The organism is Streptomyces sp. A012304, from assembly GCF_026008495.1.
GTDB lineage: Bacteria > Actinomycetota > Actinomycetes > Streptomycetales > Streptomycetaceae > Streptomyces.
The window spans coordinates 17,642-41,379 of sequence record NZ_BQUN01000198.1 but is presented as its reverse complement, the minus strand read 5'-3'; the positions used below and the strand labels follow the sequence as shown (position 1 = coordinate 41,379).

The window sequence follows — 23,738 nt, the reverse complement described above, 5'->3', positions numbered from 1 at the left end:
CCTCGGTCTGCGCGCCGCGCGGCAGGCACCCGCCGCGACCGGCGTCGACCTGCCCTGGACGGGCCCGCAGACGGTGGCCCTGCTCAGCGAGTTCTCGCGCAGCGACCTGATGCTGGCGCGGCGCGGCTTCCTCGGAACCTCGCTGGCCCTGTCCGCGGGCCCGTCCCTCATCGAGCCGATGCAGCGCTGGCTCGTCCCCTCCCCGCCCGCCCCGGCCGAGGCGTCCGAGCCCGTCCCGACCAGCCGGGCCCGCGGCCGACTCTCCCGGCCCGAGCTGGAGCTGCTGGAGTCCACCACCGTGATGTTCCGGAAGTGGGACGCCCAGTGCGGCGGCGGCCTGCGCCGCAAGGCGGTCGTCGGCCAGCTCCACGAGGTGACCGACCTGCTCCAGGAGCCCCAGCCCGAGGCCACCGCGAAGAAGCTCTTCAAGGTCGCCGCCGAGCTGGCCGAACTCGCCGGCTGGATGAGCTACGACGTAGGGCTCCAGCCCACCGCGCAGAAGTACTTCGTCCTCGCGCTGCACGCCGCCAAGGAGGCCGGCGACCGGCCCCTCGGCTCGTACATCCTCTCCAGCATGAGCCGCCAGATGATCCACCTCGGGCGGCCCGACGACGCCCTGGAGCTGATCCACCTCGCGCAGTACGGCAGCCGGGACTGCGCGAGCCCGCGCACCCAGTCGATGCTGTATGCGATGGAAGCCCGCGCCTACGCCAACATGGGGCAGCCCGGCCGGTGCAAGCGGGCGGTCCGGATGGCCGAGGACACCTTCGCCGAAGTGGACGAGTGGGACGAGCCCGACCCCGACTGGATCCGCTTCTTCTCCAAGGCCGAGCTGTACGGCGAGAACTCCCACTCCTACCGCGACCTGGCCTATGTCGCCGGCCGCAGTCCCGCCTACGCCTCGCTGGCCGAACCCCTGATGCAGCAGGCCGTGGACCGCTTCGCCGACGACCCCGACCACCAGCGGTCGTACGTGCTGAACCTGATCGGCATGGCCACCGTCCACCTGCTGCGCCGCCAGCCCGAGCAGAGCGCCGTGCTGGCCGCGCGGGCGATGAAAGAAGCCAAGAAGGTCCGCTCCGAACGCGTCAACACTCGTATCCGAAAGACCGTCGACACCGCCGTACGCGACTTCGGGGACGTCTCCGAGGTCGTCGATCTCACCGACCGGCTCGCCGTCGAGCTGCCGGAGACCGCGGAAGCGGTCTGACGCCCGGCGAAAACCCCTGAACCCCGGCCGCGGCCGGCCCTCCCGAACTGCCCGACTCGGCTCCCCCGTGCCAGGTCATCGGAAGGCCGCCCGCGGCCGGTTCTCTTCCTCCGGTTAAGGTTGCGCCACGATAACGATCGACTCGCGCGATATCCGCCAGTTCATCGACGCGTAACACGCACGGCGCCTTCGTCACGGCGGCGAAACAACGAGGGGCTTCCACCGAAACCGCGCTGCGTCAATCTCGTGGCGCATAACCGGCCCACCCCTCAATCCGCTCAGGCTTCGCCCGCACGGGGCCGTACCAATTCGACGAGGAGACGCCGATGGCATCAGCCGCCATCACGCTTGCGGCGGACGCACCCACGCTGTCGTCCGCCAACACAGGCTTCATGCTCATCTGTTCCGCCTTGGTGATGCTCATGACACCGGGCCTGGCCTTCTTCTACGGAGGCATGGTCCGTGTCAAGAGCACCCTGAACATGCTGATGATGAGCTTCATCAGCCTGGGGATCGTCACCATCCTGTGGGTCCTGTACGGCTTCTCCCTCGCCTTCGGCACGGACTCCGGCAGCCTCATCGGCTGGAACGGCGACTGGGTCGGCCTCAGCAACATCGGCCTGACCGAACTGTGGCCCGGCTACACCATCCCGGTCTTCGTGTTCATGGTCTTCCAGCTGATGTTCGCGATCATCACCCCGGCCCTGATCAGCGGTGCCCTCGCCGACCGCGTGAAGTTCAGCGCCTGGGCGCTGTTCATCGCCCTGTGGGCCACGGTCGTCTACTTCCCGGTCGCGCACTGGGTCTGGGGCACCGGCGGCTGGGCCTTCGAACTGGGCGTCATCGACTTCGCCGGCGGTACGGCGGTGCACATCAACGCCGGTGCCGCGGCCCTCGGTGTGATCCTGGTCATCGGCAAGCGCGTCGGCTTCAAGAAGGACCCGATGCGCCCGCACAGCCTCCCGCTGGTCATGCTCGGCGCCGGTCTGCTGTGGTTCGGCTGGTTCGGCTTCAACGCCGGCTCGTGGCTCGGCAACGACGACGGCGTCGGCGCGCTGATGTTCGTCAACACGCAGGTCGCCACCGCCGCCGCCATGCTGGCCTGGCTCGTCTACGAGAAGATCCGCCACGGCGCGTTCACCACGCTGGGCGCCGCCTCCGGCGCGGTCGCCGGTCTGGTCGCCATCACCCCGGCGGGCGGCGCGGTCTCCCCGCTCGGCGCGATCGCCGTCGGCGCCATCGCCGGTCTGCTGTGCGCCATGGCCGTCGGCCTGAAGTACAGGTTCGGCTACGACGACTCCCTCGACGTCGTCGGCGTCCACCTCGTCGGCGGTGTCATCGGCTCGGTGCTCATCGGCTTCTTCGCCACCGGCAAGGGCCAGTCCACCGCGACCGGTGTCTTCTACGGCGACCACGGCTTCGACCAGCTGTGGAAGCAGCTCGCCGGTGTCGGCGGTGTCCTGGCCTACTCGCTGATCGTCTCCGCGGTCCTCGCCTTCGCCCTCGACAAGACCATCGGCATGCGGGTCTCCGAGGACGACGAGGTGGCCGGCATCGACCAGGCCGAGCACGCCGAGACCGCATACGACTTCAGCGGCGCCGGCGGCGGAGCCGCCCGGTCCGTCCCCGCCCCGGTCGCGACCGAGTCCAAGAAGGTGGACGCATGAAGCTCATCACCGCCGTCGTGAAGCCCCACCGGCTCGACGAGATCAAGGAAGCCCTCCAGGCGTTCGGCGTCCACGGACTGACGGTCACCGAGGCCAGCGGTTACGGTCGTCAGCGGGGACACACCGAGGTCTACCGCGGTGCCGAGTACACCGTCGACCTCGTCCCCAAGATCCGTATCGAGGTGCTGGCCGAGGACGACGACGCCGAACAGCTGATCGAGGTCATCGTCAAGGCGGCCCGCACCGGCAAGATCGGTGACGGCAAGGTCTGGTCCCTCCCGGTCGAGACGGCCGTCCGGGTCCGCACCGGCGAGCGCGGCCCGGACGCGCTCTGACCGCAGAACAGAACAGGAGCCACTGGGTGACGAGTACGGACGTGCGCAAGGATGCAGAGGACTCCGGACCCAGCGGCTACGCGGCGGCCCTGTCCCAACTGACCGACGACTGGCTGGCGGGACTCTTCACCGCCGGCGCCGAGGAGCTGCGGGGCGTGTCCCTGGTCGCCGTCGGCGGCTACGGCCGCGGCGAACTCTCCCCGCGCAGCGACCTCGACCTGCTCCTCCTCCACGACGGCAGCGCCCCCCAGGCCGTCGCCGCCCTGGCCGACCGCCTCTGGTACCCCGTCTGGGACCTCGGCCTCGCCCTGGACCACTCCGTGCGGACACCGGCGGAGGCCCGCAAGACGGCCGGAGAGGATTTGAAAGTCCAACTCGGCCTCCTCGACGCCCGCCACCTCGCGGGCGACCTGGGCCTCACGGCCGGACTGCGCACGGCCGTCCTGGCCGACTGGCGCAACCAGGCGCCCAAACGCCTGCCCGAACTCCAGGAACTGTGCGCCGAGCGCGCCGAACGCCAGGGCGAACTCCAGTACCTGCTCGAACCGGACCTCAAGGAGGCCCGCGGCGGCCTCAGGGACGCCACCGCACTCCGCGCCGTCGCCGCCTCCTGGCTCGCCGACGCCCCGCGCGAAGGACTCGACGACGCCCGCCGCCGCCTCCTCGACGTCCGGGACGCCCTCCACCTGACCACCGGCCGGGCCACCGACCGGCTCGCCCTCCAGGAACAGGACCAGGTCGCCGAGGCACTCGGCCTCCTCGACGCCGACACCCTCCTGCGGCAGGTCTACGAGGCCGCCCGGGTCATCTCCTACGCCAGTGACGTCACCTGGCGCGAAGTGGGGCGCGTGCTCAGGTCGCGCGCCGTGCGGCCGAGGCTGCGCGCCATGCTCGGCGGCGGCAAGCCGGTGGCCGAACGCTCTCCCCTGGCCGAGGGCGTCGTCGAACAGGACGGCGAGGTCGTACTCGCCCGCGCCGCCCGCCCCGAACGCGACCCAGTGCTCCCCCTGCGCGCCGCGGCCGCCGCCGCCCAGGCCGGCCTCCCGCTCTCCCTGCACGCCGTACGACACCTCGCCGCCACCGTGCGCCCCCTGCCCACGCCCTGGCCCGCCGAAGCCCGCGAACAGCTCGTGACCCTGCTCGGCTCCGGCCGCCCGACCATCGAGGTCTGGGAGGCGCTGGAGGCCGAGGGCCTGATCACCCGGCTGCTGCCCGACTGGGAGCGGGTGCGCTGCCGGCCGCAACGCAACGCCGTCCACGTGTGGACCGTCGACCGGCACCTCATCGAGACCGCCGTGCGCGCCTCCGAGTTCACCCGCCGCGTCAGCCGCCCCGACCTCCTCCTGGTCGCCGCGCTGCTGCACGACATCGGCAAGGGCTGGCCCGGCGACCACTCCGTGGCCGGCGAGATCATCGCCAAGGACGTGGCCGCCCGCATTGGCTTCGACCGCGACGACGTGACCGTCCTCGCCACCCTCGTACGCCACCACCTGCTGCTGGTGGAGACCGCCACCCGGCGCGACCTCGACGACCCGGCCACCGTGCGCTCGGTCGCCGAGGCGGTCGGCTCGCAGGGCACGCTGGAGCTGCTGCACGCCCTGACCGAGGCGGACGCCCTGGCCACCGGCCCGGCCGCCTGGTCCTCCTGGCGCGGCTCGCTCGTCGCCGACCTGGTCAAACGGGTCTCCGCGGTGCTCGCCGGGGACACGCCCGAGGAACCCGAGGCCGCCGCGCCCACCGCCGAGCAGGAGCGGCTCGCCATCGAGGCCGTCGCGACCGGCAGCCCCGTGCTGTCGCTGCGGGCCCAGACCGAGCCGCCGTCCGATCCCGCCGAGCAGTCGGCCGGCGATCCGGAACCACTCGGCGTGGAGCTGCTGATCGCCGTACCGGACCAGGCGGGCGTGCTGCCGGCCGTGGCCGGTGTGCTGGCCATGCACCGGCTGACCGTCCGCACGGCGGAGCTGCGCGCCCTGGACCTCCCCGACGGCGTCGACGGCTCCGTCCTGCTGCTGGACTGGCGGGTCGCCGCCGAGTACGGCTCCCTGCCCCAGGCCGCCCGGCTCCGCGCCGACCTGGTGCGCGCGCTCGACGGCTCGCTGGACATCGCCGGCCGGCTCGCCGAACGCGACGCGGCCTACCCGAGGCGGCGGGGCGTGGTCGCGCCCCCGCCCCGGGTGACGGTCGCCCCGGCGGCCTCCCGGCACGCCACGGTCATCGAGGTGCGCGCCCAGGACGCGCCGGGGCTGCTGTTCCGGATCGGGCGGGCCCTGGAGGACGCGGCGGTGCGGGTGCGGAGCATGCACGTGAGCACGCTGGGCGCGAACGCGGTGGACGCCTTCTACGTCACAGGAGCGGACGGATCGCCCCTGCCCGGGGACGAGGCGGCGGCGGTGGCGCGGAAGCTGGAGGAGACGCTGCGGGGGTGACCTCGCGGTCAGGTCGTGGCCGGCCGTCCCGGCGCCGCCGACGCGGTGCCGCGGCCGGCCGTCCCGGCGCCCCCGCCGCGGGGTCCGCGTCCCTGGGTCAGGGACGATTTGCTTGCCAGGCCGGATACCCTGGAGGGCAGCCCAGTTCCGCCCCCGACTTCCGAGGACCGACGCCACCGTGTTCGATACCCTCTCCGACCGCCTCAGCGCGACTTTCAAAAACCTCCGCGGCAAAGGCAGGTTGTCCGAGGCGGACATCGACGCCACGGCGCGCGAGATCCGTATCGCCCTCCTCGAGGCCGACGTCGCCCTGCCGGTCGTGCGGACGTTCATCAAGAACGTCAAGGAGCGCGCCCTCGGCGCCGAGGTCTCCCGGGCGCTCAACCCCGCCCAGCAGGTCCTGAAGATCGTCAACGACGAACTCGTCACGATCCTCGGCGGCGAGACCCGCCGTCTTCGCTTCGCCAAGCAGCCGCCGACCGTGATCATGCTGGCCGGTCTCCAGGGTGCCGGTAAGACCACCCTCGCGGGCAAGCTGGGCCGCTGGCTGAAGGAGCAGGGCCACTCGCCGCTGCTGGTCGCCTGTGACCTCCAGCGACCCAACGCCGTCAACCAGCTCAGCGTCGTCGCCGAGCGCGCGGGCGTCGCGGTCTACGCGCCCGAGCCGGGCAACGGCGTGGGCGACCCGGTCAAGGTCGCCAAGGACTCCATCGAGCACGCGAAGTCCAAGGTCCACGACATCGTCATCGTCGACACCGCGGGTCGTCTCGGTATCGATCAGGAGATGATGCAGCAGGCCGCCGACATCCGTGACGCGGTCGGCCCCGACGAGATCCTCTTCGTCGTCGACGCCATGATCGGTCAGGACGCGGTCAACACGGCCGAGGCCTTCCGTGACGGCGTCGGCTTCGACGGCGTGGTGCTCTCCAAGCTCGACGGTGACGCCCGCGGTGGTGCGGCCCTGTCGATCCGCCAGATCACCGGCAAGCCGATCATGTTCGCGTCGAACGGCGAGAAGCTCGACGACTTCGACGCCTTCCATCCGGACCGGATGGCCTCCCGCATCCTCGACATGGGTGACCTGCTCACCCTGATCGAGCAGGCGGAGAAGACGTTCAGCCAGGAAGAGGCCGAGAAGATGGCCTCCAAGCTGGCGTCCAAGAAGGGCCAGGACTTCACCCTGGACGACTTCCTGTCCCAGATGGAGCAGGTCAGGAAGATGGGGTCGATCTCCAAGCTGCTCGGCATGCTGCCGGGCATGGGGCAGATCAAGGACCAGATCAACAACCTCGACGAGCGGGACGTCGACCGCACGGCCGCCATCATCAAGTCGATGACCCCGGCCGAGCGCCAGGACCCGACGATCATCAACGGCTCGCGCCGCGCCCGTATCGCCAAGGGCTCCGGTGTCGAGGTCAGCGCGGTCAAGGGTCTGGTCGAGCGGTTCTTCGAGGCCCGCAAGATGATGTCCCGCATGGCCCAGGGCGGCGGGATGCCGGGCATGCCGGGGATGCCGGGCATGGGTGGCGGCCCGGGCCGCACCAAGAAGCAGCCGAAGAAGGCCAAGGGCAAGCAGCGCTCCGGCAACCCGATGAAGCGCAAGCAGCAGGAGCAGGAGGAGGCCGCCCGGCGCGCGGCCGCCGCCCAGGGTGGCGCTCCCGGCGGCGCCTTCGGCCTGCCGGGCCAGCAGGCCGGCCAGGACTTCGAGCTTCCGGACGAGTTCAAGAAGTTCATGGGCTGACCGGGACCGACCCGGACCGCAAGCCGCTGAGGGCGCCTTCCCCCGGGAAGGCGCCCTCAGCGCATGCCGAGGCCCGTCATGTGCCGTAACGTCCAGATATGGGCAATGCCGCGCCACCCCGTAAGGCCCCTGAGCAGCCGTGGCGCACCGAAGGAACCCCGGACGAGGCGCCGCAGCCGTCCGGAGGCCGCAGGACGCGCGGCCGGTGGTGGGGCCTGCTCGTCACCGCGGTGATCGTCTTCCTGATCGCCTACGCCGGACTGAACTACTTCGGCGAGGGCGACGAGCCGACGATCTCGTACACCGAGTTCAGCAGACAGGTCGACGACGGCAACGTCGCCACCGTCTACTCCAAGGGCGACGCGATCCAGGGCCGGCTCAAGGACGCCCGGGACAACCCGGACGGCGACGGCCGGTACACCGAGTTCAAGACCCAGCGCCCCGCCTTCGCGGACGACGACCTCTGGCAGCAGCTCAGCGGTCAGCGCGTGACGGTGACCGCCGAGCCGGTCGTCAAGGAACGCGGCCTGCTCTCCAACCTGCTGATCTCCCTGATCCCGATCGTGCTCCTGGTCGCGGTGTGGATCTTCTTCGTCCGCCGGGCGGGCGCGGGACTCGGCGGCGCGGGCGGCATGCTCGGCCGCAGAGGGCCGCCCCAGCCGGTGGAGCTGCGGCCCGGCCGTCAGCGCACGACCTTCGCCGACGTGGCCGGCATCGACGAGGTCAAGGGCGAGCTGGACGACGTCGTCGATTTCCTCGCGCACCCCGACGCCTACCGCCGGATGGGCGCCAAGATGCCGCGCGGTGTGCTGCTCGCGGGATCGCCCGGCACCGGCAAGACCCTGCTGGCGCGGGCCGTGGCCGGCGAGGCGGGCGTGCCCTTCTTCTCCGCCTCCGCCTCCGAGTTCATCGAGATGATCGTGGGCGTCGGCGCGTCCCGCGTCCGGGAGCTGTTCGCCGAGGCCCGCAAGGTGGCGCCGTCGATCATCTTCATCGACGAGATCGACACCATCGGACGCGTCCGCGGCGGCGGCGCCTCGGTGGGCGGGCACGACGAGCGCGAGCAGACGCTGAACCAGATCCTCACCGAGATGGACGGCTTCTCCGGCACCGAGGGCGTGATCGTCATAGCGGCGACGAACCGTGCCGACATCCTGGACCCGGCGCTGACCCGGCCCGGCCGCTTCGACCGGGTGGTCAACGTCTCCCCGCCCGACCGGGGCGGACGCGAGGCCATCCTCGGCATCCACACCCGGGACATCCCGCTCGCCCCGGACGTGGACCTGGCCCAGGTGGCGCGGGTGACGCCGGGCATGACGGGCGCGGATCTGGCCAATCTCGCCAACGAGGCCGCCCTGCTGGCCGTCCGGCGCAAACAGGACCAGGTGACCCGCTCCGACCTGTCCGAGGCGCTGGAGAAGGTGCAGCTCGGCGCCGAACGCACCTTGGTGATGCCCGAGGAGGACCGCCGTCGCACCGCGTACCACGAGAGCGGGCACGCCCTTCTCGGGATGCTCCAGCCCGGCGCCGACCCCGTCCGGAAGATCACCATCGTGCCGCGCGGCCGGGCGCTGGGGGTGACCATGTCGACCCCCGAGGTGGAGCGGTACGCGCACTCGGAGGAGTACCTGCGCGGCCGCATCATCGGCGCCCTCGGCGGCATGGCGGCGGAGCAGGTGGTCTACGGGGTCGTCACCACGGGTGCGGAGAGCGACCTCGAACAGGTCACCGCCATCGCGCGCGGGATGGTGGGCCGCTGGGGCATGAGCGAGCGCGTCGGCCGCCTCTCCGCCCTGCCGAGCGACGCCCAGCAGGCCTACGGGCTCGCGGCCGCCCCGCAGACCCTCGACGTCATCGACAGCGAGATGCGCCGCATCGTCGAGGAGTGCTACGAGGAGGCGTGCCGCAAGCTGCACGACCACCGCGGGCAACTGGACGCCCTCGCGCTGGCGCTGCTGGAGGACGAGACGCTGGAGGAGGCGGACGCCTACCGCATCGCGGGCATCGTACGGCTCACCAAGGAGAACGACGGGTGAGGGCGCCGACGCTCAGGGCACGCGCGCGATGAGGTAGCGGAACACGTTCGGCATCCACACCGTGCCGTCGGGCCGCCGGTAGGGGTGCAGCGCCTCGGTCACCTCCTTGTCCACCCGCTCCTGGTCGGTGGCGGTGATCGCCGCGTCGAACAGGCCCGTGGACAGCAGGCCCTTGCGGGCGCTGTCCACGTCGGCGTAGCCGAACGGGCAGGCCACGCGCCCGGATCCGTCCGGCCGCAGCCCGGCCCGGTGGGCGACCTCCTCCAGGTCGTCGCGCAGGGGCGGCCGCCAACTCCCCGCGCCCCGCTCGGGATCCGCCAGCTTGGTGGCGACCCGCAGCACGGACGAGGTGGCGCAGCGCTCCGGCGGACCCCAGCCGGCCAGCACCACGGGCGTGCCGCGCGCGGCGAGCGGTGTGGCGGCCGAGAGCAGTTCCACGAGCCCCTCCGCGTCCCCGGCGAGGCAGCCGATGGGCTCGAAGGCGGTCACCAGCGTGTACGCGGGTGTCTGCGCGTCGGCGGCGTCCAGCGGTGAGCCGTCCACGAGCCGGGTCCGCGCACGCGCGCGTGCGTCCCGTGCCTCGGCCGGCTCCAGCCGCTGCCGTGCCAGGGCCAGCCGTTCGGGGGAGGAGGTCTCGACACCGGTGACGTCGGCGCCTCTCGAGGACGCCATCAGCAGGGCGAGCCCGGAGCCACAGCCGAGGCCCAGCAGCCGTGTGCCGGGGCCCACTTCCAGTCGCTCGTAGACGGCCTCGTAGAGCGGGACGAGCATCCGCTCCTGGATTTCGGACCAGTCACGCGCGCGTGCACCCGGATCCGCGTGGGGCACCGGCGGCCCCGTCCGAGGCAGGTGCTGCCGCACGAGCGTAGGTGTCATGAAAAGCGCCCCAATCCGCCGAGAGTCTGCCGCTTTCCCCGTTCGGGGGGTCCCCGTCAGTGCGCCCGCACTCCCTCCCGTATGTCAGGTAACTCCCCACTCGACCCCGCGTCCAGGGGTTGCGGAGCCCCGCTTGCGCACGGCCCGCGTGTGTGGCGAGATTTCACATGACGGCAACCTGGACCCGTACCATCGCGCCATGGCAAAGGCACCCGTTCTCACGCCGCGGGCGGACGACTTCCCGCGTTGGTACCAGGATCTGATCGCCAAGGCCGAGCTGGCCGACAACGGCCCAGTGCGCGGCACGATGGTGATCCGACCGTACGGGTACGGGCTGTGGGAGCGCATGCAGGCGGAGATGGACGCCCGCATCAAGGAGACGGGCACCCAGAACGCGTACTTCCCCCTGCTGATCCCCCAGTCGTACCTCACCCGCGAGGCCGACCACGTCGAGGGTTTCGCGCCCGAGCTGGCGGTGGTCACGCACGGCGGCGGCAAGGAGCTGGAGGAGCCGGCGGTCGTGCGGCCCACCTCCGAGACCATCATCAACGAGTACTTCTCCAAGTGGGTGCAGAGCTACCGTGATCTGCCCCTGCTGATCAACCAGTGGGCCAACGTGGTCCGTTGGGAGCTGCGGCCCCGTCTCTTCCTGCGCACCTCGGAGTTCCTGTGGCAGGAGGGCCACACCGCGCACGCCACCTACGAGGAGGCCCGCGACTTCGCCGCGCACATCCAGCGCGACGTCTACGGGGACTTCCTGGAGAACGTCCTCGCGATCGACTTCGTCTCCGGCAGCAAGACGGCCAAGGAGCGGTTCGCGGGCGCCATCAACACCCTCACCTGCGAAAGCATGATGGGCGACGGCAAGGCCCTGCAGATGGTCACCAGCCATGAGCTGGGCCAGAACTTCGCCAGGGCCTTCAACACCCGGTACCTGTCGAAGGACGGAACCCAGGAGCACGTCTGGCAGACCTCCTGGGGCTCGACCACCCGCATGATCGGCGCGCTGGTGATGACGCACGGCGACGACGACGGGCTGCGTGTCCCGCCGCGGCTGGCGCAGATCCAGGCCGTGGTGCTGGCGATCAAGGGCGACGAGGCGGTTCTGGCCAAGGTCCGCGAGGTCGGCGACCGGCTGAGGGCGGCCGGCGTCCGGGTCCAGGTCGACGACCGTACCGACATCCCCTTCGGGCGGCGCGCGGTCGACTGGGAGCTCAAGGGTGTGCCGGTGCGCGTCGAGATCGGCCCGCGCGACCTGGAGAACGGCACCGCGATGCTGGCCCGCCGCATTCCCGGCGGCAAGGAGCCTGTGTCCCTGGACGCGCTCGTCGGCCTGCTGCCCACGATGCTGGAGGAGGACCAGGCGCTGCTGCTGAAGCAGTCGCGTGAGCGCCGGGAGTCCCGTACGGCGGACGTGTCCACGATCGAGGAGGCCGTGGAGGCGGCGACCGCCGGCGGCTGGGCGCGCATCCCGTGGGCGACGCTCGGCGAGGAGGGCGAGGCCAAGCTGGGCGAGCACGCGGTGACCGTACGGTGTCTGGTCGCCGAGGACGGGTCGGTGCCGGACGACGGCGACGCCCCCGGTAACGTCGCGATCGTGGCACGCGCTTACTGAGACGGCGCCCTCCGCCGCGAGCGCGACCGAAAGGCCTCTTGCGCCTCCGTCGCACATCCGTCCCCCGGCGCGTGGACAGTGTCTACGCGCCGGGGCGTATGCAGGACTACGCACCGGCTTGGGATGAGCTGTGCGGCTTCTCCGCAGATCAGCGCACCCGCCCTCGTCGGGACACATGAGGGGCAACTGACGGGTACGTGCAAATTATTTGGGATGCCCCGGAATAGGAACACAGGGGCACCCCCGCTCGTTGTCATTACGTGAGCACGACACAGACACCACCTGTTCTCGCCGCAGAGCTGGCACAGGCGTGGGCCGACATTCAGCGGTACCACCCCGAGCTGCCGGACCTTGCCGCGCCAGAGTCCCTGATCGGGGAGTCGTCGTCCGCCTGCGGTCACGAGCTCTCCTTCGAGCGACTGCTCCATGAGGCAGTCCACGGGATCGCCGCCGCCCGCGGCGTCCGCGACACCTCCCGCGCCGGCCGCTACCACAACCGCAGATTCCTCGCGATCGCCGAGGAACTGGGTCTGGACCACCCAGAGGAGCCGCACCCCAGCAGCGGTTTCTCGCTGGTCACACTGAATCCCGAGGCCAAGCGCCGCTACCGCCCGACGATCGAGCGCCTCCAGCGGGCCCTCAAGGCCCATGTGGCGGCCACCTCCTCCGAGACCACCCGCGCCTTCCGCGGCCCCGCGGCCCGCCACGGCTCCTCCGGCGGTGGCGTCCGCGTCAAGGCGGTCTGTGACTGCGGCCGCAACGTCCGGGTGGTCCCGTCGGTCCTGGCCCAGGCCCCGATCGTGTGCGGCGGCTGCGGCAAGCCGTTCCGCATCCCGGAGGTCATGGGCGCGGCATGACTCCATGAGCACCGGCATCTCGTGGCTGCCGGTTCGGGCGTGGACATGGAGAAGGGGGGTGCCGTCCGTCGCGGTGGGCGCGGGCGGCACCTCGCGGCACCGGGCCGCCCCGGCCCACCTGGGGCGCCATCGCGCCGGGCGCCTCCCAGGCATGCCCCGGCAGAGCCCGCCGCCCAAGGTGACCCGCCGGGTGTGGCACAATGACTAGCTGTACTCGACAGCCGCACAGGACCCCTCTCTCCTCCGGCTGACGCGTCCATCGGGCACTCGGGTACCGCAACCCCACGCGGCATTCTCGCCGTGCCCAACCACGTCAAATCCAGGAGAACCCACTCCCGTGGCAGTCAAGATCAAGCTGAAGCGTCTGGGCAAGATCCGTTCGCCTCACTACCGCATCGTCGTCGCCGACTCCCGTACCCGCCGTGACGGCCGGGCCATCGAGGAGATCGGCAAGTACCACCCGACCTACAACCCGTCGGTCATCGAGGTGGACGCCGACCGCGTGGCGTACTGGCTCGGTGTCGGCGCCCAGCCGACCGAGCCCGTGCTCGCCATCCTGAAGAAGACCGGCGACTGGCAGAAGTTCAAGGGCGAGCCCGCCCCGGCTCCGCTGCTCGTCGCCGAGCCGAAGAAGACGCGCCCGTCGTTCGAGGCCCTGGGCGGCGACGACGAGGGCAAGGGTGAGGCGATCACCCAGAAGAAGAAGGCTGAGAAGAAGGACGAGGCCGCGGCTGAGTCCGAGTCGACCGAGGCCTGAGCAGCATGCTCGAAGAGGCGCTTGAGCACCTCGTGAAGGGCATCGTCGACAACCCTGACGATGTGCAGGTCGCCTCGCGCAACCTGCGCCGCGGGCGTGTGCTCGAGGTCCGGGTCCACCCGGACGACCTCGGCAAGGTGATCGGTCGCAACGGCCGCACCGCACGCGCCCTGCGCACCGTCGTGGGCGCCATCGGCGGCCGCGGTGTCCGCGTCGACCTCGTCGACGTCGATCACGTCCGCTGACGCATTCGCAGCACCGGCTCGGGCCGGGGAGGGCCACTGGGCCGTCCCCGGCCCGCAGTCGTTCGAGCCGTCACGACAGACCCGGCAGACTCGACAGACCCGACAGGTACGACAGGAGATCTTCGAAAAGTGCAGCTCGTAGTCGCACGGATCGGCCGTGCCCACGGCATCAAGGGCGAGGTCACCGTGGAGGTCCGCACCGATGAGCCGGAGCTGCGGCTCGCACCCGGCGCCGTACTGCTCACGGACCCCGCCACGGCGGGTCCGCTCACGATCGAGACCGGCCGGGTGCACAGCGGCCGCCTCCTCCTGCGCTTCGAGGGCGTCAGCGACCGCAACGCCGCCGAGGCCCTGCGCAACACCCTCCTGATCGCCGAGGTGGACCCGGAGGAGCTCCCCGAGGACGAGGACGAGTACTACGACCACCAGCTCATCGACCTCGACGTGGTGACCGCGGACGGCACGGAGGTCGGCCGGATCACCGAGATCTCCCACCTGCCCTCCCAGGACCTCTTCATCGTCGAGCGTCCCGACGGGAGCGAGGTGATGATCCCCTTCGTCGCGGAGATCGTCACGGAGATCGACCTGGAGGAGCAGAAGGCGGTCATCGACCCGCCCCCCGGCCTCATCGACGACAGGGCCGAGATCGCGTCGTCCCGGGACAAGTCCTGATGCGCCTCGACGTCGTCACGATCTTCCCCGAGTACCTCGACCCGCTGAACGTCTCGCTGGTCGGCAAGGCACGCGCGCGTGGACAGCTCAACGTCCATGTGCACGACCTGCGGCAGTGGACGTACGACCGCCACAACACCGTCGACGACACGCCGTACGGTGGCGGGCCCGGCATGGTCATGAAGACGGAGCCCTGGGGCGACGCCCTGGACTCCGTCCTCGCCGACGGCTACGAGACCGGCGCGCACGCCCCCGCGCTCGTCGTCCCGACCCCCAGCGGCCGGCCCTTCACCCAGGACCTCGCCGTCGAGCTGTCCGAGCGCCCCTGGCTGATCTTCACGCCGGCCCGCTACGAGGGCATCGACCGCCGCGTCGTCGACGAGTACGCCGCCCGGATACCGGTCTACGAGGTCTCCATCGGCGACTACGTCCTGGCCGGCGGTGAGGCGGCCGTCCTCGTCGTCACGGAGGCCGTGGCCCGGCTGCTGCCCGGGGTGCTGGGCAACGCCGAGTCGCACCGTGACGACTCCTTCGCGCCCGGCGCCATGGCCAACCTCCTCGAAGGCCCCGTCTACACCAAGCCGCCCCGGTGGCGCGGGCGGGACATCCCCGACGTCCTCCTCAGCGGCCACCACGGCAAGATCGCCCGCTGGCGCCGTGACGAGGCCCTCAGGCGTACGACGGCCCACCGGCCCGACCTGATCGAGCGCGCCGACCCCAAGGCCTTCGACAAGAAGGACCGCGAGATGCTCTCCATCCTGGGCTGGGCACCCGACCCCGAAGGTCAGCCGTACGGCCGATTTTGGCGCAGGACCGAGGGCGTGGAAGAATAGGTCGCTGTTGTGCGCAGTCCGGCGTGCGCCCCTGCCACAGGGGGACACGACGCCCGCCCCGGCCCGCACCACACTCGTACACCACCTCTAGTGCCGTTGATGACCTGTGGCATCAGCGAAGAAAGCAGACGAAATGTCTCACCTGCTCGACTCTCTCGACGCCGCGTCGCTGCGCAGCGACGTCCCGGCCTTCCGCCCGGGTGACACCGTCAACGTCCACGTCCGCGTCATCGAGGGCAACCGCTCCCGTGTGCAGCAGTTCAAGGGCGTGGTGATCCGCCGTCAGGGCGCCGGCGTCCGCGAGACCTTCACGGTCCGCAAGGTCTCCTTCTCCGTCGGCGTCGAGCGCACCTTCCCGGTGCACACCCCGATCGTCGAGAAGATCGAGCTCGTCACCCGCGGTGACGTGCGTCGCGCCAAGCTGTACTACCTGCGCGAGCTGCGCGGCAAGGCCGCGAAGATCAAGGAGAAGCGCGACAACTGAGCGCGCTCGGGAGTTCCCGGCGGGGCCGGATAGCATCTGGCCCCGATGGACACCGAAGCACAGCCGACGGAGCGCGACCGCTCCTCCCGCCCTTCCGCCTCCGGAGCGATCCCGGACGCCGAGGGACCGGAGGAACGGTCGCGTTCGTCGTTGCTGGCGCGGATCGGCGACTGGCTGCCCGGCGGACGGATCAGTCTCACCCTGCTGCTCTGCCTGCTGTTTTTGCTGGGCCTCAACGCTTTCGTGGTCAAACCGTTCCAGATTCCCAGCGGATCCATGGAGAACGGATTGAGGATCGGCGACCGCGTTCTCGTAAATAAGTTGGCATACCGCTTCGGGGCCGAGCCGCGGCGCGGGGACGTGGTTGTGTTCGACGGCACGGGGTATTTCGGGGACGCCGACTACATCAAACGCGTTGTGGGTGTGGGGGGAGACCATGTCGTCTGCTGCGACAAGGAGGGGAGGATCCAGGTGAACGGCCGGCCGGTCGACGAGTCGACGTTCCTCTACCCGGGCGACAGCCCGTCCACGGTGGCCTTCGACGTGGAGGTGCCCGACGGCACCCTCTTCGTCCTCGGCGACCACCGCAGCGCCTCCAGCGACTCCCGCGACCACCTGGGGTCACCGGGCGGCGGCATGATCCCGGTGGACGAGGTCATCGGCCGCGCCGACTGGATCGTCTGGCCGTTCGCCCACCTCGGCCGTCTGCACCGCCCGAGCGCCTACGCACGCGTGCCGGACGCGAGCGCGCACGCGACGCCTGTGCCCGACGCGCGCACGGACGACACCGTCGTGGGGGTGCCCGACACCGCCGTCGGAGTGCCCGACACCGCCGTGGGCGCTCATGACACCGTGGTGGGCGCCCATGGGTAACCGCGGCAAGCCTCGCGGCGTCCCCAGCAGTCCCGCGGACAACCTCCTGCCCACCGGCGCCCGGCGCACCTCCAGCCCCGGCGGCGGGCGCACGCGCGCGGAGCGGCGCAAACTCCAGCGGAAGGTCAAGCGCAAGCGCCGGCGCAGCGCGGTGCGGGAGATCCCGCTCCTCGTCGGCGTCGCCGTCCTGATAGCCCTGGTCCTGAAGACCTTCCTGGTGCAGGCCTTCGTCATCCCGTCCGGCTCCATGGAGCAGACGATCCAGATCGGCGACCGGGTCCTGGTCGACAAGTTCACCCCGTGGTTCGGCTCCCAGCCCGAGCGCGGGGACGTCGTCGTCTTCAAGGACCCCGGCGGCTGGCTCCAGGACGAGCAGACGACGACGAAGAAGGACGACCCCATCGTCGTCAAGCAGATCAAGGCAGGGCTCACCTTCATCGGTCTGCTGCCCTCCGACAACGAGAAGGACCTCATCAAGCGGGTCGTCGGCGTGGGCGGCGACCGCGTCCAGTGCTGTGACGCGCAAGGACGGGTCACCGTCAACGGCGTTCCCCTGAACGAGGGGGAGTACCTGTATCCCGGGAACGCGCCCTCCAGCACGCCGTTCGACATCACCGTCCCCCAGGGCCGGCTGTGGGTGATGGGCGACCACCGGGACAACTCCGCGGACTCACGGGCCCACCAGGACACGGACTACGGCGGCACGGTCTCGGTGGACGAGGTGGTGGGACGGGCCATGGTCATCGCCTGGCCGCTGGGTCACTGGAACCGCCTCAACGAGCCACAGACCTTCTCCGCGGTGACCGACTCGGTCGTCAGGACCACCGCGTCCTCCGAACCGTCGCATAGGGTTGCTCCCGACGATCCGAACGGAACGATCCGACTCCCGAGCCCTGCGGAACTCCCGCTCGTTATGGGAGTGGTGGGCCTGCGCCGTATCTGGGGCAGGCGGCGGCACAGAGTAAGGAGTTGGCGTGGGGGATGTGGCGGTTGGCGCACGGTCCGGGCACGACGGCGAGGAGCACCGCGGACACCCTGTGGACGCGGCCGACCCGGCCGTGGACGGCGTCGTGACCTCCGGGAATGAGAACCCGGCGGCCGGGGACGGCGGGCCGGGGGACGGGCAGCCCCCCGAGGACGGGCGGCAGGGACCGGGCGACCCGGCCCCGAAGCCGAAGAAGCCGCGCTCCTTCTGGAAGGAGCTGCCGATCCTGATCGGTATCGCGCTCGTCCTCGCGCTGCTGATCAAGACGTTCCTGGTGCAGGCGTTCTCGATTCCCTCCGACTCGATGCAGAACACCCTCCAGAAGGGTGACCGGGTCCTGGTGGACAAGCTGACCCCGTGGTTCGGCTCCGAGCCCGAGCGCGGCGAGGTCGTCGTCTTCCACGACCCCGACGAGTGGCTGGCCGGCGAGCCCACCCCGGAGCCGAACGTCGTGCAGACCTTCCTCAGCTGGATCGGCCTGATGCCGTCCGCCGAGGAGAAGGACCTGATCAAGCGGGTGGTCGGCGTCGGCGGTGACACCGTCGCCTGCAAGGGCACCGGCCCGCTGACGGTCAACGGCAAGGCGCTCGACGAGCCGTACGTGTACCCGGGCAACACGCCGTGCAGCCAGGACGACCAGGGCGGCCAGTTCTCCGTGAAGGTGCCCAAGGGCTACCTCTGGGTCATGGGCGACCACCGCCAGAACTCGCGCGACTCCCGCTACAACCAGAGCGACAAGAACCACGGCATGGTCCCCGTCGACCAGGTCGTCGGCCGCGCCATCGTCAAGGCCTGGCCGATCAACCGCTGGGGCACCCTGCCCGTGCCGGACACCTTCGACCAGAAGGGCCTGAGCGCCCAGTCGGCGGCCTCCACCGCCCTGACCGTCGCCCCGGAGGGCCTCGCCCTCGCCGGTGTCGTCCCGGTGGCCCTGTGGCGCCGTCGGCGGGCGAAGGCGGCCGAGACCCGCTGATCCCGCCCGGCCTCGGCAAACCCTTTCCCAAGGATGCGGCCCCGGCCGCCGAGGAAGGGCTGACCCCGCTCGGTACCGCCGGGTAGGGTGCGGATCCATGGGTGGCGAGAGCACGACGCGTACGGCCCCGCGCAGCGGCGGCACCAGCAGTGGCCCGGTGGGCAGCCGGACCGGACAGGTTCTGTCCGGTGTGGCGGTCGCGCTGGGCCTCGTGCTGTTCCTCGGCGGGTTCGGCTGGGCAGCCCTGGTCTACCGGCCGTACACCGTGCCCACCGGCTCCATGAGCCCCACGATCCAGGCCGGTCAGCGGGTGCTGGCCGAGGTCGTGGACGGCGCCGACGTGCGCCGCGGGGACGTCGTCGTCTTCACCGACAAGACCTGGGCGGACAACGCGCCCGTGGTCAAGCGGGTCGTCGCGGTCGGCGGCGACACCGTCTCCTGCTGCACCGAGGGCAAGCTGACCGTCAACGGCAAGCAGATCGACGAGCCGTATCTGCCTGCGGGCAGCCCCGCCGAGATCAAGAGCATCCCGACCGTGAAGGTCCCCGAAGGCCGGCTGTTCCTGCTCGGCGACGAGCGTCAGGGCTCGCTGGACTCCACCGCCCACCTCTCGGACGCCGCCAGCGGCACGGTGGCGCGCAGCGCCGTCACGGCCCGCGTCGAGGCCGTCGTCTGGCCCATGGAGGGCATGCTCCAGCGGCCCACCGGCTTCGAGACGCTGGGCGCGCTGTCCCAGCCGGGGCCGCTGCGCGTGATCGTCTGGCTGATCGTCGTGGGCGCGGTGCTCGTCCTCGGCGGCGGCGCGTACGGTCCGATCGCGGCGCGGGCCTCCCGGCGCCGCACCGCCACCCGTCCGGAGCCCGCCGGTGCCCGCTGAGCCGACGTCCGCCGGGCCGGTGTCTGCTGAGTCGACGTCCGCGGAGTCGATGTCCGCCGACTCGACGGGTGCCGGGCCGGCGGACGCGGGTGTCGACGGCTACGAGGGCGGGATGCGCAAGGTCTCCCGGGTCGTGCTGCTCGACCCCGAGGACCGCGTCCTGCTGCTCCACGGCCACGAGCCGGACGATCCGGCCGACGACTGGTGGTTCACACCCGGCGGCGGTGTGGAGGGCGACGAGACCCGTGAGCAGGCCGCCCTGCGGGAACTCGCCGAGGAGACCGGCATCACCGACGTCGACCTCGGCCCGGTGCTGTGGCGGCGGACGTGTTCCTTCCCGTTCGCGGGCCGTCGCTGGGACCAGGACGAGTGGTACTACCTGGCCCGTACGACCGTCACCGCGGTCCGGGCCACGGCCCTGACCGAGCTGGAGCGGCGCAGTGTCGCCGGAGCGCGCTGGTGGACGTGTCAGGAACTCACCCGGGCACATGAGACGGTGTATCCGACCAGACTCGCCGAGCTGCTGCGCACGCTGCTCGACGAAGGTCCCCCGGCCAGACCAGTGACCCTTGACACGGAAATCGTCTAGCGACTCACGGGACTGGCGCACAATGGGGGGATCGCACGGCTGAAGGGGAACATGCCATGAGCGCCGAGGACCTCGAGAAGTACGAGACCGAGATGGAGCTGAAGCTCTACCGGGAGTACCGCGATGTCGTCGGTCTGTTCAAATACGTGATCGAGACCGAGCGGCGTTTCTACCTGACCAACGACTACGAGATGCAGGTGCACTCGGTCCAGGGCGAGGTGTTCTTCGAGGTGTCGATGGCCGACGCCTGGGTGTGGGACATGTACCGGCCGGCGCGGTTCGTGAAGCAGGTACGGGTGCTCACGTTCAAGGACGTGAACATCGAGGAGCTGAACAAGAGCGACCTGGAGCTTCCGAGCGGCTGAGGCACCGTCCGGGTGGCGGAGGCGCCACCCGAGTGAGTGACGCGGTTGTCCACAGCCGCTGAGTTCTCCACCAAGATCAACTCCGGGGAGCCGGATGCGTGACGGTGGGCACCGGAGGTGGTGCCGACATGAACGCACGGAGCGCACTCGGCAAGTACGGCGAGACGCTGGCCGCACGGAGGCTGGCGGAGGCCGGAATGACGGTTCTGGAGCGCAACTGGCGCTGTGGCAGGACCGGAGAGATCGACATCGTCGCCCGGCACGGCGACGTCCTGGTCGTCTGCGAGGTGAAGACCCGCCGGGGCGGCGACTTCGAACACCCCATGGCCGCGGTCACGCCCGAGAAGGCGCAGCGGCTGCGGGTCCTCGCCGCGTGCTGGACCCAGGCCCATGGAGGGGCGCCACCGGGTGGCGTACGCATCGACCTGGTCGGCGTCCTGCTGCCCCGGCGCGGCGCCCCCGTCGTCGAGCACGTGCGGGGGGTGGCCTGAGATGGGATTCGCGCGTACGTGCTCGGTGGCGCTGGTGGGCGTCGAAGGCGTCGTGGTGGAGGTCCAGGCCGACCTGGAGCCCGGGGTCGCGGCGTTCACCCTGGTGGGGCTGCCTGACAAGAGCCTGACCGAGAGCCGGGACCGGGTGCGGGCGGCGGTGGTGAACTCGGGTGGCGAGTGGCCGCAGAAGAAACTGACCGTCGGACTGAGCCCCGCCTCGGTGCCGAAGGCGGGCAGCGGTTTCGACCTCGCCGTGGCCTGTGCGGTGCTCGGTGCGGCCGAGCGGATCGACCCACGGGTGCTCGCCGACATCGTGATGATCGGCGAGCTGGGGCTGGACGGCCGGGTGCGCCCGGTCCGCGGGATCCTGCCCGCCGTGCTCGCGGCGGCCGACGCCGGCTACGAGCAGGTGGTCGTGCCGGAGTGCGCCGCCGCGGAGGCCTCGCTGGTGCCGGGCGTCTCGGTGCTCGGCGTGCGCAGCCTGCGGCAGCTGATCGCGGTCCTCGCCGACGAACCGGTGCCGCAGGAGGAGCCGGACGGGCTGGGACGGCCGGACCCGCTCCTGGCCGGCCTGCGGATGCCCGGCACGAGCGCGGCCACCGGCACGCACAGCCTCGGCGCCGCCCACCACGACCAGGGACACGACCTCGCGGACGTCGTGGGCCAGCGGTCGGCCCGGACGGCGGTGGAGGTCGCCGCGGCCGGCGGACACCACCTGTTTCTGGAGGGTCCGCCTGGGGCCGGCAAGACGATGCTCGCGGAGCGGCTGCCGGCCGTCCTGCCCCGGCTGAGCCGGGAGGAGTCGCTGGAGGTCACGGCCGTGCACTCGGTGGCCGGACTGCTGCCGCCGGGCAAACCCCTCATCGACGTCCCCCCGTACTGCGCCCCGCACCACTCGGCGACCATGCAGTCACTGGTCGGGGGCGGACCGGGCATCGCGCGGCCCGGTGCCGTCTCGCTGGCCCACCGCGGGGTGCTCTTCCTGGACGAGACCCCCGAGTTCAGCAGCCGGACCCTGGACGCCCTGCGCCAGCCGCTGGAGGCGGGACACGTGGTGATCGCGCGCAGTGCGGGCGTGGTGCGCTTCCCGGCGCGGTTCCTGATGGTGCTGGCGGCCAATCCCTGCCCCTGCGGCCGGTTCTCTCAGCGGGACTCGCTGTGCGACTGCCCGCCCTCGGCGGTCCGCCGCTACCAGGTCCGGCTCTCCGGGCCCCTGCTGGACCGGGTGGACCTGCGCGTCGAGGTGGACCCGGTCAGCCGGGCCGAGCTCGCACACCGTGGTCCCGGAGGCGACTCGACGGCGACCGTCGCCGATCGCGTACGCGCCGCGCGGGAACGGGCCGCGGCCCGGCTCGCGGGCACCCCGTGGCGCACCAACGGCGAAGTGCCGGGACGGGAGCTGCGCAGCCGCTGGCACCCTGCGGCCGGCGCGATGGACGAGGCCGAGCGCAACCTGGAACGGGGGGTGCTCACCGCGCGCGGACTGGACCGCGTGCTGCGCGTCGCCTGGACCGTCGCCGACCTCGTCGGCCACGACCGGCCCGACGCCACGGACGTCGCCCTGGCGCTGCAACTGCGCACGGGGGTGCCGCGCGGCGTGCCGATGGCGCTCGGGGCGCTGACGTGAGCGTCGACGCCGCTCCGGACGCCCGGGACGGTGGTGAGCCGGACGAGGAACGACTCGCCCGGGTCTTCCTCACCCGGGTCCTCGAGCCCGGCGACGAGATCGCCGGGCGGTGGCTGCGGGAGATCGGCGCGCCCGAGGTGGCGCGGCGGCTGCGCGGTGAGGGCAAGGCGCTGCCCGGGGTGAGTACGCGGCGGTGGGCCGGGCTGCGGGCGCGCGCCGAGCGGGCCGGGCCGGAGCAGGACCTGACCGTCGCCCGGGCGGCCGGGGTGCGGTTCGTGTGCCCCGGGGACACCGAGTGGCCCCTCCCGCTCGACGACCTCGGGGACGCCCGGCCGCTGGGACTGTGGGTGCGGGGCCGCCCCAGCCTGCGGATGTGGGCGCTGCGGTCGGTCGCGGTCGTCGGCGCCCGCGCCTGCACCGAGTACGGCGCGCACACGGCGGCCACCCTCGCGGCCGGCCTCGCCGAACGCGGCTGGGTGGTGGTCTCCGGGGGTGCCTACGGCGTCGACGGCGCCGCCCACCGCGGCGCCCTCGCCGCGGGCGGCGCCACCGTCGCCGTCCTCGCCTGCGGAGTCGACCGGCCCTACCCGCGCGGACACACCGAGCTGATCAACAGGATCGCCGAGCAGGGCCTGGTCGTGGGGGAGCTGCCGCCGGGGGACCATCCGACGCAGAGCCGGTTCGTGCTGCGCAACCGGGTGATCGCCGCGCTCACCCGGGGCACGGTCGTCGTCGAGGCGGCCTACCGCAGCGGCTCGCTGGTCACCGCGCGGGCGGCACAGCGCCTGGGCCGGCACACGATGGGGGTGCCCGGCCCGGTCACCAGCGGGCTCTCCGCGGGCGTGCACGAACTGCTCCGGGGCGAGGCCGTGCTGGTCACCGACGCCGCGGAGGTCGTCGAGCTGGTCGGCGACATGGGAGAGCTCGCTCCGGAGCGGCGCGGCCCGGTACTGCCGCGCGACCTGCTGGAACCGGGCGCCCGGCGTGTCCTGTCCGGGCTGCCCGGCCGCCGGCCCGCGGCGGCCGAGGAGATCGCCCGTGAGGCGGGCACCACCCAGGACGACGCGGTCGCGAGGCTGTACGAACTCAGGGCACTCGGATACGTCGAACGCCATGGCGACGGCTGGAAGTTGACACGCCAGGCGATGGTCTCCGTCCGAGGGGGACGACGCTCGTGTTGACCGGGCGCGTTCGGCCGTCCGGG

The 23,738-nt window shown here is 71.6% G+C and carries 24 protein-coding genes; 22 read left to right on the top strand and 2 right to left on the bottom strand.

Annotation, left to right across the window (positions count from 1 at the left end):
- Window positions 1–1,210 (top strand): hypothetical protein (locus tag ALMP_RS39810; RefSeq protein WP_264936881.1); only part of this gene is annotated, 1,210 nt, incomplete at its 5' end.
- A gap of 238 nt (window positions 1,211–1,448) precedes the next feature.
- Here ALMP_RS39810 and ALMP_RS39805 read toward each other — a convergent pair.
- Complete coding sequence (locus ALMP_RS39805; RefSeq protein ID WP_264936928.1) at window positions 1,449–1,634, bottom strand: hypothetical protein; 186 nt, start codon at window positions 1,632–1,634, stop codon at window positions 1,449–1,451.
- Here ALMP_RS39805 and ALMP_RS39800 point away from each other — a divergent pair.
- From ALMP_RS39800 to ftsH, 5 genes are all read left to right on the top strand, one after another.
- Window positions 1,552–2,877 carry an ammonium transporter gene (locus tag ALMP_RS39800; protein WP_309299609.1) on the top strand — a complete coding sequence of 442 codons (1,326 nt, stop codon included), beginning with the start codon at window positions 1,552–1,554 and terminating at the stop codon, window positions 2,875–2,877. The genes ALMP_RS39805 and ALMP_RS39800 overlap by 83 nt on opposite strands.
- Entirely contained in the window at window positions 2,874–3,212 is a 339-nt protein-coding gene (locus ALMP_RS39795) for a P-II family nitrogen regulator (RefSeq protein WP_030990174.1), read from the top strand. The genes ALMP_RS39800 and ALMP_RS39795 overlap by 4 nt, the downstream gene beginning before the upstream one ends.
- A gap of 26 nt (window positions 3,213–3,238) precedes the next feature.
- On the top strand, window positions 3,239–5,638 hold the full coding sequence (locus ALMP_RS39790; RefSeq protein WP_264936880.1) for a [protein-PII] uridylyltransferase: 2,400 nt from the start codon (window positions 3,239–3,241) through the stop codon (window positions 5,636–5,638).
- 178 nt (window positions 5,639–5,816) lie between these two features.
- Window positions 5,817–7,379 carry a signal recognition particle protein gene (gene ffh / locus ALMP_RS39785; protein WP_264936879.1) on the top strand — a complete coding sequence of 521 codons (1,563 nt, stop codon included), beginning with the start codon at window positions 5,817–5,819 and terminating at the stop codon, window positions 7,377–7,379.
- Window positions 7,380–7,477: 98 nt separating this feature from the next.
- Window positions 7,478–9,415 carry an ATP-dependent zinc metalloprotease FtsH gene (gene ftsH / locus ALMP_RS39780; RefSeq protein ID WP_264936877.1) on the top strand — a complete coding sequence of 646 codons (1,938 nt, stop codon included), beginning with the start codon at window positions 7,478–7,480 and terminating at the stop codon, window positions 9,413–9,415.
- Between the two features lie 12 nt (window positions 9,416–9,427).
- On the opposite strand, the gene ALMP_RS39775 is transcribed toward ftsH, so the two are convergent.
- Window positions 9,428–10,291 (bottom strand): class I SAM-dependent methyltransferase, encoded by an 864-nt coding sequence (locus tag ALMP_RS39775; RefSeq protein ID WP_264936876.1) that lies wholly within the window; start codon window positions 10,289–10,291, stop codon window positions 9,428–9,430.
- Window positions 10,292–10,490: 199 nt separating this feature from the next.
- Between ALMP_RS39775 and proS the strand changes: the two genes are divergently transcribed.
- From proS to dprA, 16 genes are all read left to right on the top strand, one after another.
- Window positions 10,491–11,906, top strand: a complete 1,416-nt coding sequence (gene proS / locus ALMP_RS39770; protein ID WP_264936875.1) for a proline--tRNA ligase — start codon at window positions 10,491–10,493, stop codon at window positions 11,904–11,906.
- Window positions 11,907–12,166: 260 nt separating this feature from the next.
- Complete coding sequence (locus tag ALMP_RS39765; RefSeq protein WP_264936874.1) at window positions 12,167–12,763, top strand: hypothetical protein; 597 nt, start codon at window positions 12,167–12,169, stop codon at window positions 12,761–12,763.
- A 337-nt stretch (window positions 12,764–13,100) separates the two neighbouring features.
- Window positions 13,101–13,520: a 30S ribosomal protein S16 gene (gene rpsP / locus ALMP_RS39760; protein ID WP_264936873.1), complete on the top strand. Its 420-nt coding sequence runs from the start codon at window positions 13,101–13,103 to the stop codon at window positions 13,518–13,520.
- Between the two features lie 5 nt (window positions 13,521–13,525).
- Window positions 13,526–13,765, top strand: a complete 240-nt coding sequence (locus tag ALMP_RS39755; protein ID WP_003973401.1) for an RNA-binding protein — start codon at window positions 13,526–13,528, stop codon at window positions 13,763–13,765.
- Between the two features lie 129 nt (window positions 13,766–13,894).
- A complete protein-coding gene (gene rimM, locus ALMP_RS39750; protein ID WP_264936869.1) occupies window positions 13,895–14,437 on the top strand; it encodes a ribosome maturation factor RimM in 543 nt (180 codons plus the stop codon).
- Window positions 14,437–15,270, top strand: coding sequence for a tRNA (guanosine(37)-N1)-methyltransferase TrmD (gene trmD / locus ALMP_RS39745; RefSeq protein ID WP_264936868.1), 834 nt, complete (start codon window positions 14,437–14,439; stop codon window positions 15,268–15,270). The genes rimM and trmD overlap by 1 nt, the downstream gene beginning before the upstream one ends.
- A 133-nt stretch (window positions 15,271–15,403) precedes the next feature.
- A complete protein-coding gene (rplS, locus tag ALMP_RS39740; RefSeq protein ID WP_264936867.1) occupies window positions 15,404–15,754 on the top strand; it encodes a 50S ribosomal protein L19 in 351 nt (116 codons plus the stop codon).
- 45 nt (window positions 15,755–15,799) lie between these two features.
- Window positions 15,800–16,627 (top strand): signal peptidase I, encoded by an 828-nt coding sequence (gene lepB / locus ALMP_RS39735; protein ID WP_264936866.1) that lies wholly within the window; start codon window positions 15,800–15,802, stop codon window positions 16,625–16,627.
- Complete coding sequence (gene lepB, locus ALMP_RS39730; protein WP_264936865.1) at window positions 16,620–17,714, top strand: signal peptidase I; 1,095 nt, start codon at window positions 16,620–16,622, stop codon at window positions 17,712–17,714. Before lepB (ALMP_RS39735) ends, lepB (ALMP_RS39730) begins: the two co-directional genes overlap by 8 nt.
- Window positions 17,602–18,585: a signal peptidase I gene (gene lepB, locus ALMP_RS39725; RefSeq protein WP_264936864.1), complete on the top strand. Its 984-nt coding sequence runs from the start codon at window positions 17,602–17,604 to the stop codon at window positions 18,583–18,585. The genes lepB (ALMP_RS39730) and lepB (ALMP_RS39725) overlap by 113 nt, the downstream gene beginning before the upstream one ends.
- Window positions 18,586–18,682: 97 nt before the next feature.
- Window positions 18,683–19,462 carry a signal peptidase I gene (gene lepB / locus ALMP_RS39720; RefSeq protein WP_264936863.1) on the top strand — a complete coding sequence of 260 codons (780 nt, stop codon included), beginning with the start codon at window positions 18,683–18,685 and terminating at the stop codon, window positions 19,460–19,462.
- A 49-nt stretch (window positions 19,463–19,511) separates the two neighbouring features.
- Entirely contained in the window at window positions 19,512–20,051 is a 540-nt protein-coding gene (locus ALMP_RS39715; protein WP_264936862.1) for an NUDIX hydrolase, read from the top strand.
- A 56-nt stretch (window positions 20,052–20,107) separates the two neighbouring features.
- The gene (locus ALMP_RS39710) at window positions 20,108–20,416 is read left to right on the top strand and encodes a DUF2469 domain-containing protein (protein ID WP_003993268.1); all 309 of its coding nucleotides are present in this window, start codon (window positions 20,108–20,110) and stop codon (window positions 20,414–20,416) included.
- A 128-nt stretch (window positions 20,417–20,544) separates the two neighbouring features.
- Complete coding sequence (locus tag ALMP_RS39705; protein ID WP_264936861.1) at window positions 20,545–20,907, top strand: YraN family protein; 363 nt, start codon at window positions 20,545–20,547, stop codon at window positions 20,905–20,907.
- Window position 20,908: 1 nt separating this feature from the next.
- Window positions 20,909–22,534 carry a YifB family Mg chelatase-like AAA ATPase gene (locus ALMP_RS39700; RefSeq protein ID WP_264936860.1) on the top strand — a complete coding sequence of 542 codons (1,626 nt, stop codon included), beginning with the start codon at window positions 20,909–20,911 and terminating at the stop codon, window positions 22,532–22,534.
- The gene (gene dprA / locus ALMP_RS39695; RefSeq protein WP_264936859.1) at window positions 22,531–23,715 is read left to right on the top strand and encodes a DNA-processing protein DprA; all 1,185 of its coding nucleotides are present in this window, start codon (window positions 22,531–22,533) and stop codon (window positions 23,713–23,715) included. The genes ALMP_RS39700 and dprA overlap by 4 nt, the downstream gene beginning before the upstream one ends.
- The last annotated feature ends 23 nt before the right edge of the window (window positions 23,716–23,738 follow it).

Bases quoted from the DNA above. Each gene is read 5' to 3' on its own strand.
- ALMP_RS39805 (WP_264936928.1), bottom strand. From the start codon at position 1,634: ATGAGCATCACCAAGGCGGAACAGATGAGCATGAAGCCTGTGTTGGCG.
- ALMP_RS39795 (WP_030990174.1), top strand. From the start codon at position 2,874: ATGAAGCTCATCACCGCCGTCGTGAAGCCCCACCGGCTCGACGAGATC.
- ftsH (WP_264936877.1), top strand. From the start codon at position 7,478: ATGGGCAATGCCGCGCCACCCCGTAAGGCCCCTGAGCAGCCGTGGCGC.
- ALMP_RS39775 (WP_264936876.1), bottom strand. From the start codon at position 10,291: ATGACACCTACGCTCGTGCGGCAGCACCTGCCTCGGACGGGGCCGCCG.
- proS (WP_264936875.1), top strand. From the start codon at position 10,491: ATGGCAAAGGCACCCGTTCTCACGCCGCGGGCGGACGACTTCCCGCGT.
- ALMP_RS39755 (WP_003973401.1), top strand. From the start codon at position 13,526: ATGCTCGAAGAGGCGCTTGAGCACCTCGTGAAGGGCATCGTCGACAAC.
- trmD (WP_264936868.1), top strand. From the start codon at position 14,437: ATGCGCCTCGACGTCGTCACGATCTTCCCCGAGTACCTCGACCCGCTG.
- rplS (WP_264936867.1), top strand. From the start codon at position 15,404: ATGTCTCACCTGCTCGACTCTCTCGACGCCGCGTCGCTGCGCAGCGAC.
- lepB (WP_264936866.1), top strand. From the start codon at position 15,800: ATGGACACCGAAGCACAGCCGACGGAGCGCGACCGCTCCTCCCGCCCT.
- lepB (WP_264936865.1), top strand. From the start codon at position 16,620: ATGGGTAACCGCGGCAAGCCTCGCGGCGTCCCCAGCAGTCCCGCGGAC.
- lepB (WP_264936863.1), top strand. From the start codon at position 18,683: ATGGGTGGCGAGAGCACGACGCGTACGGCCCCGCGCAGCGGCGGCACC.
- ALMP_RS39715 (WP_264936862.1), top strand. From the start codon at position 19,512: ATGTCCGCCGACTCGACGGGTGCCGGGCCGGCGGACGCGGGTGTCGAC.
- ALMP_RS39710 (WP_003993268.1), top strand. From the start codon at position 20,108: ATGAGCGCCGAGGACCTCGAGAAGTACGAGACCGAGATGGAGCTGAAG.
- ALMP_RS39705 (WP_264936861.1), top strand. From the start codon at position 20,545: ATGAACGCACGGAGCGCACTCGGCAAGTACGGCGAGACGCTGGCCGCA.
- ALMP_RS39700 (WP_264936860.1), top strand. From the start codon at position 20,909: ATGGGATTCGCGCGTACGTGCTCGGTGGCGCTGGTGGGCGTCGAAGGC.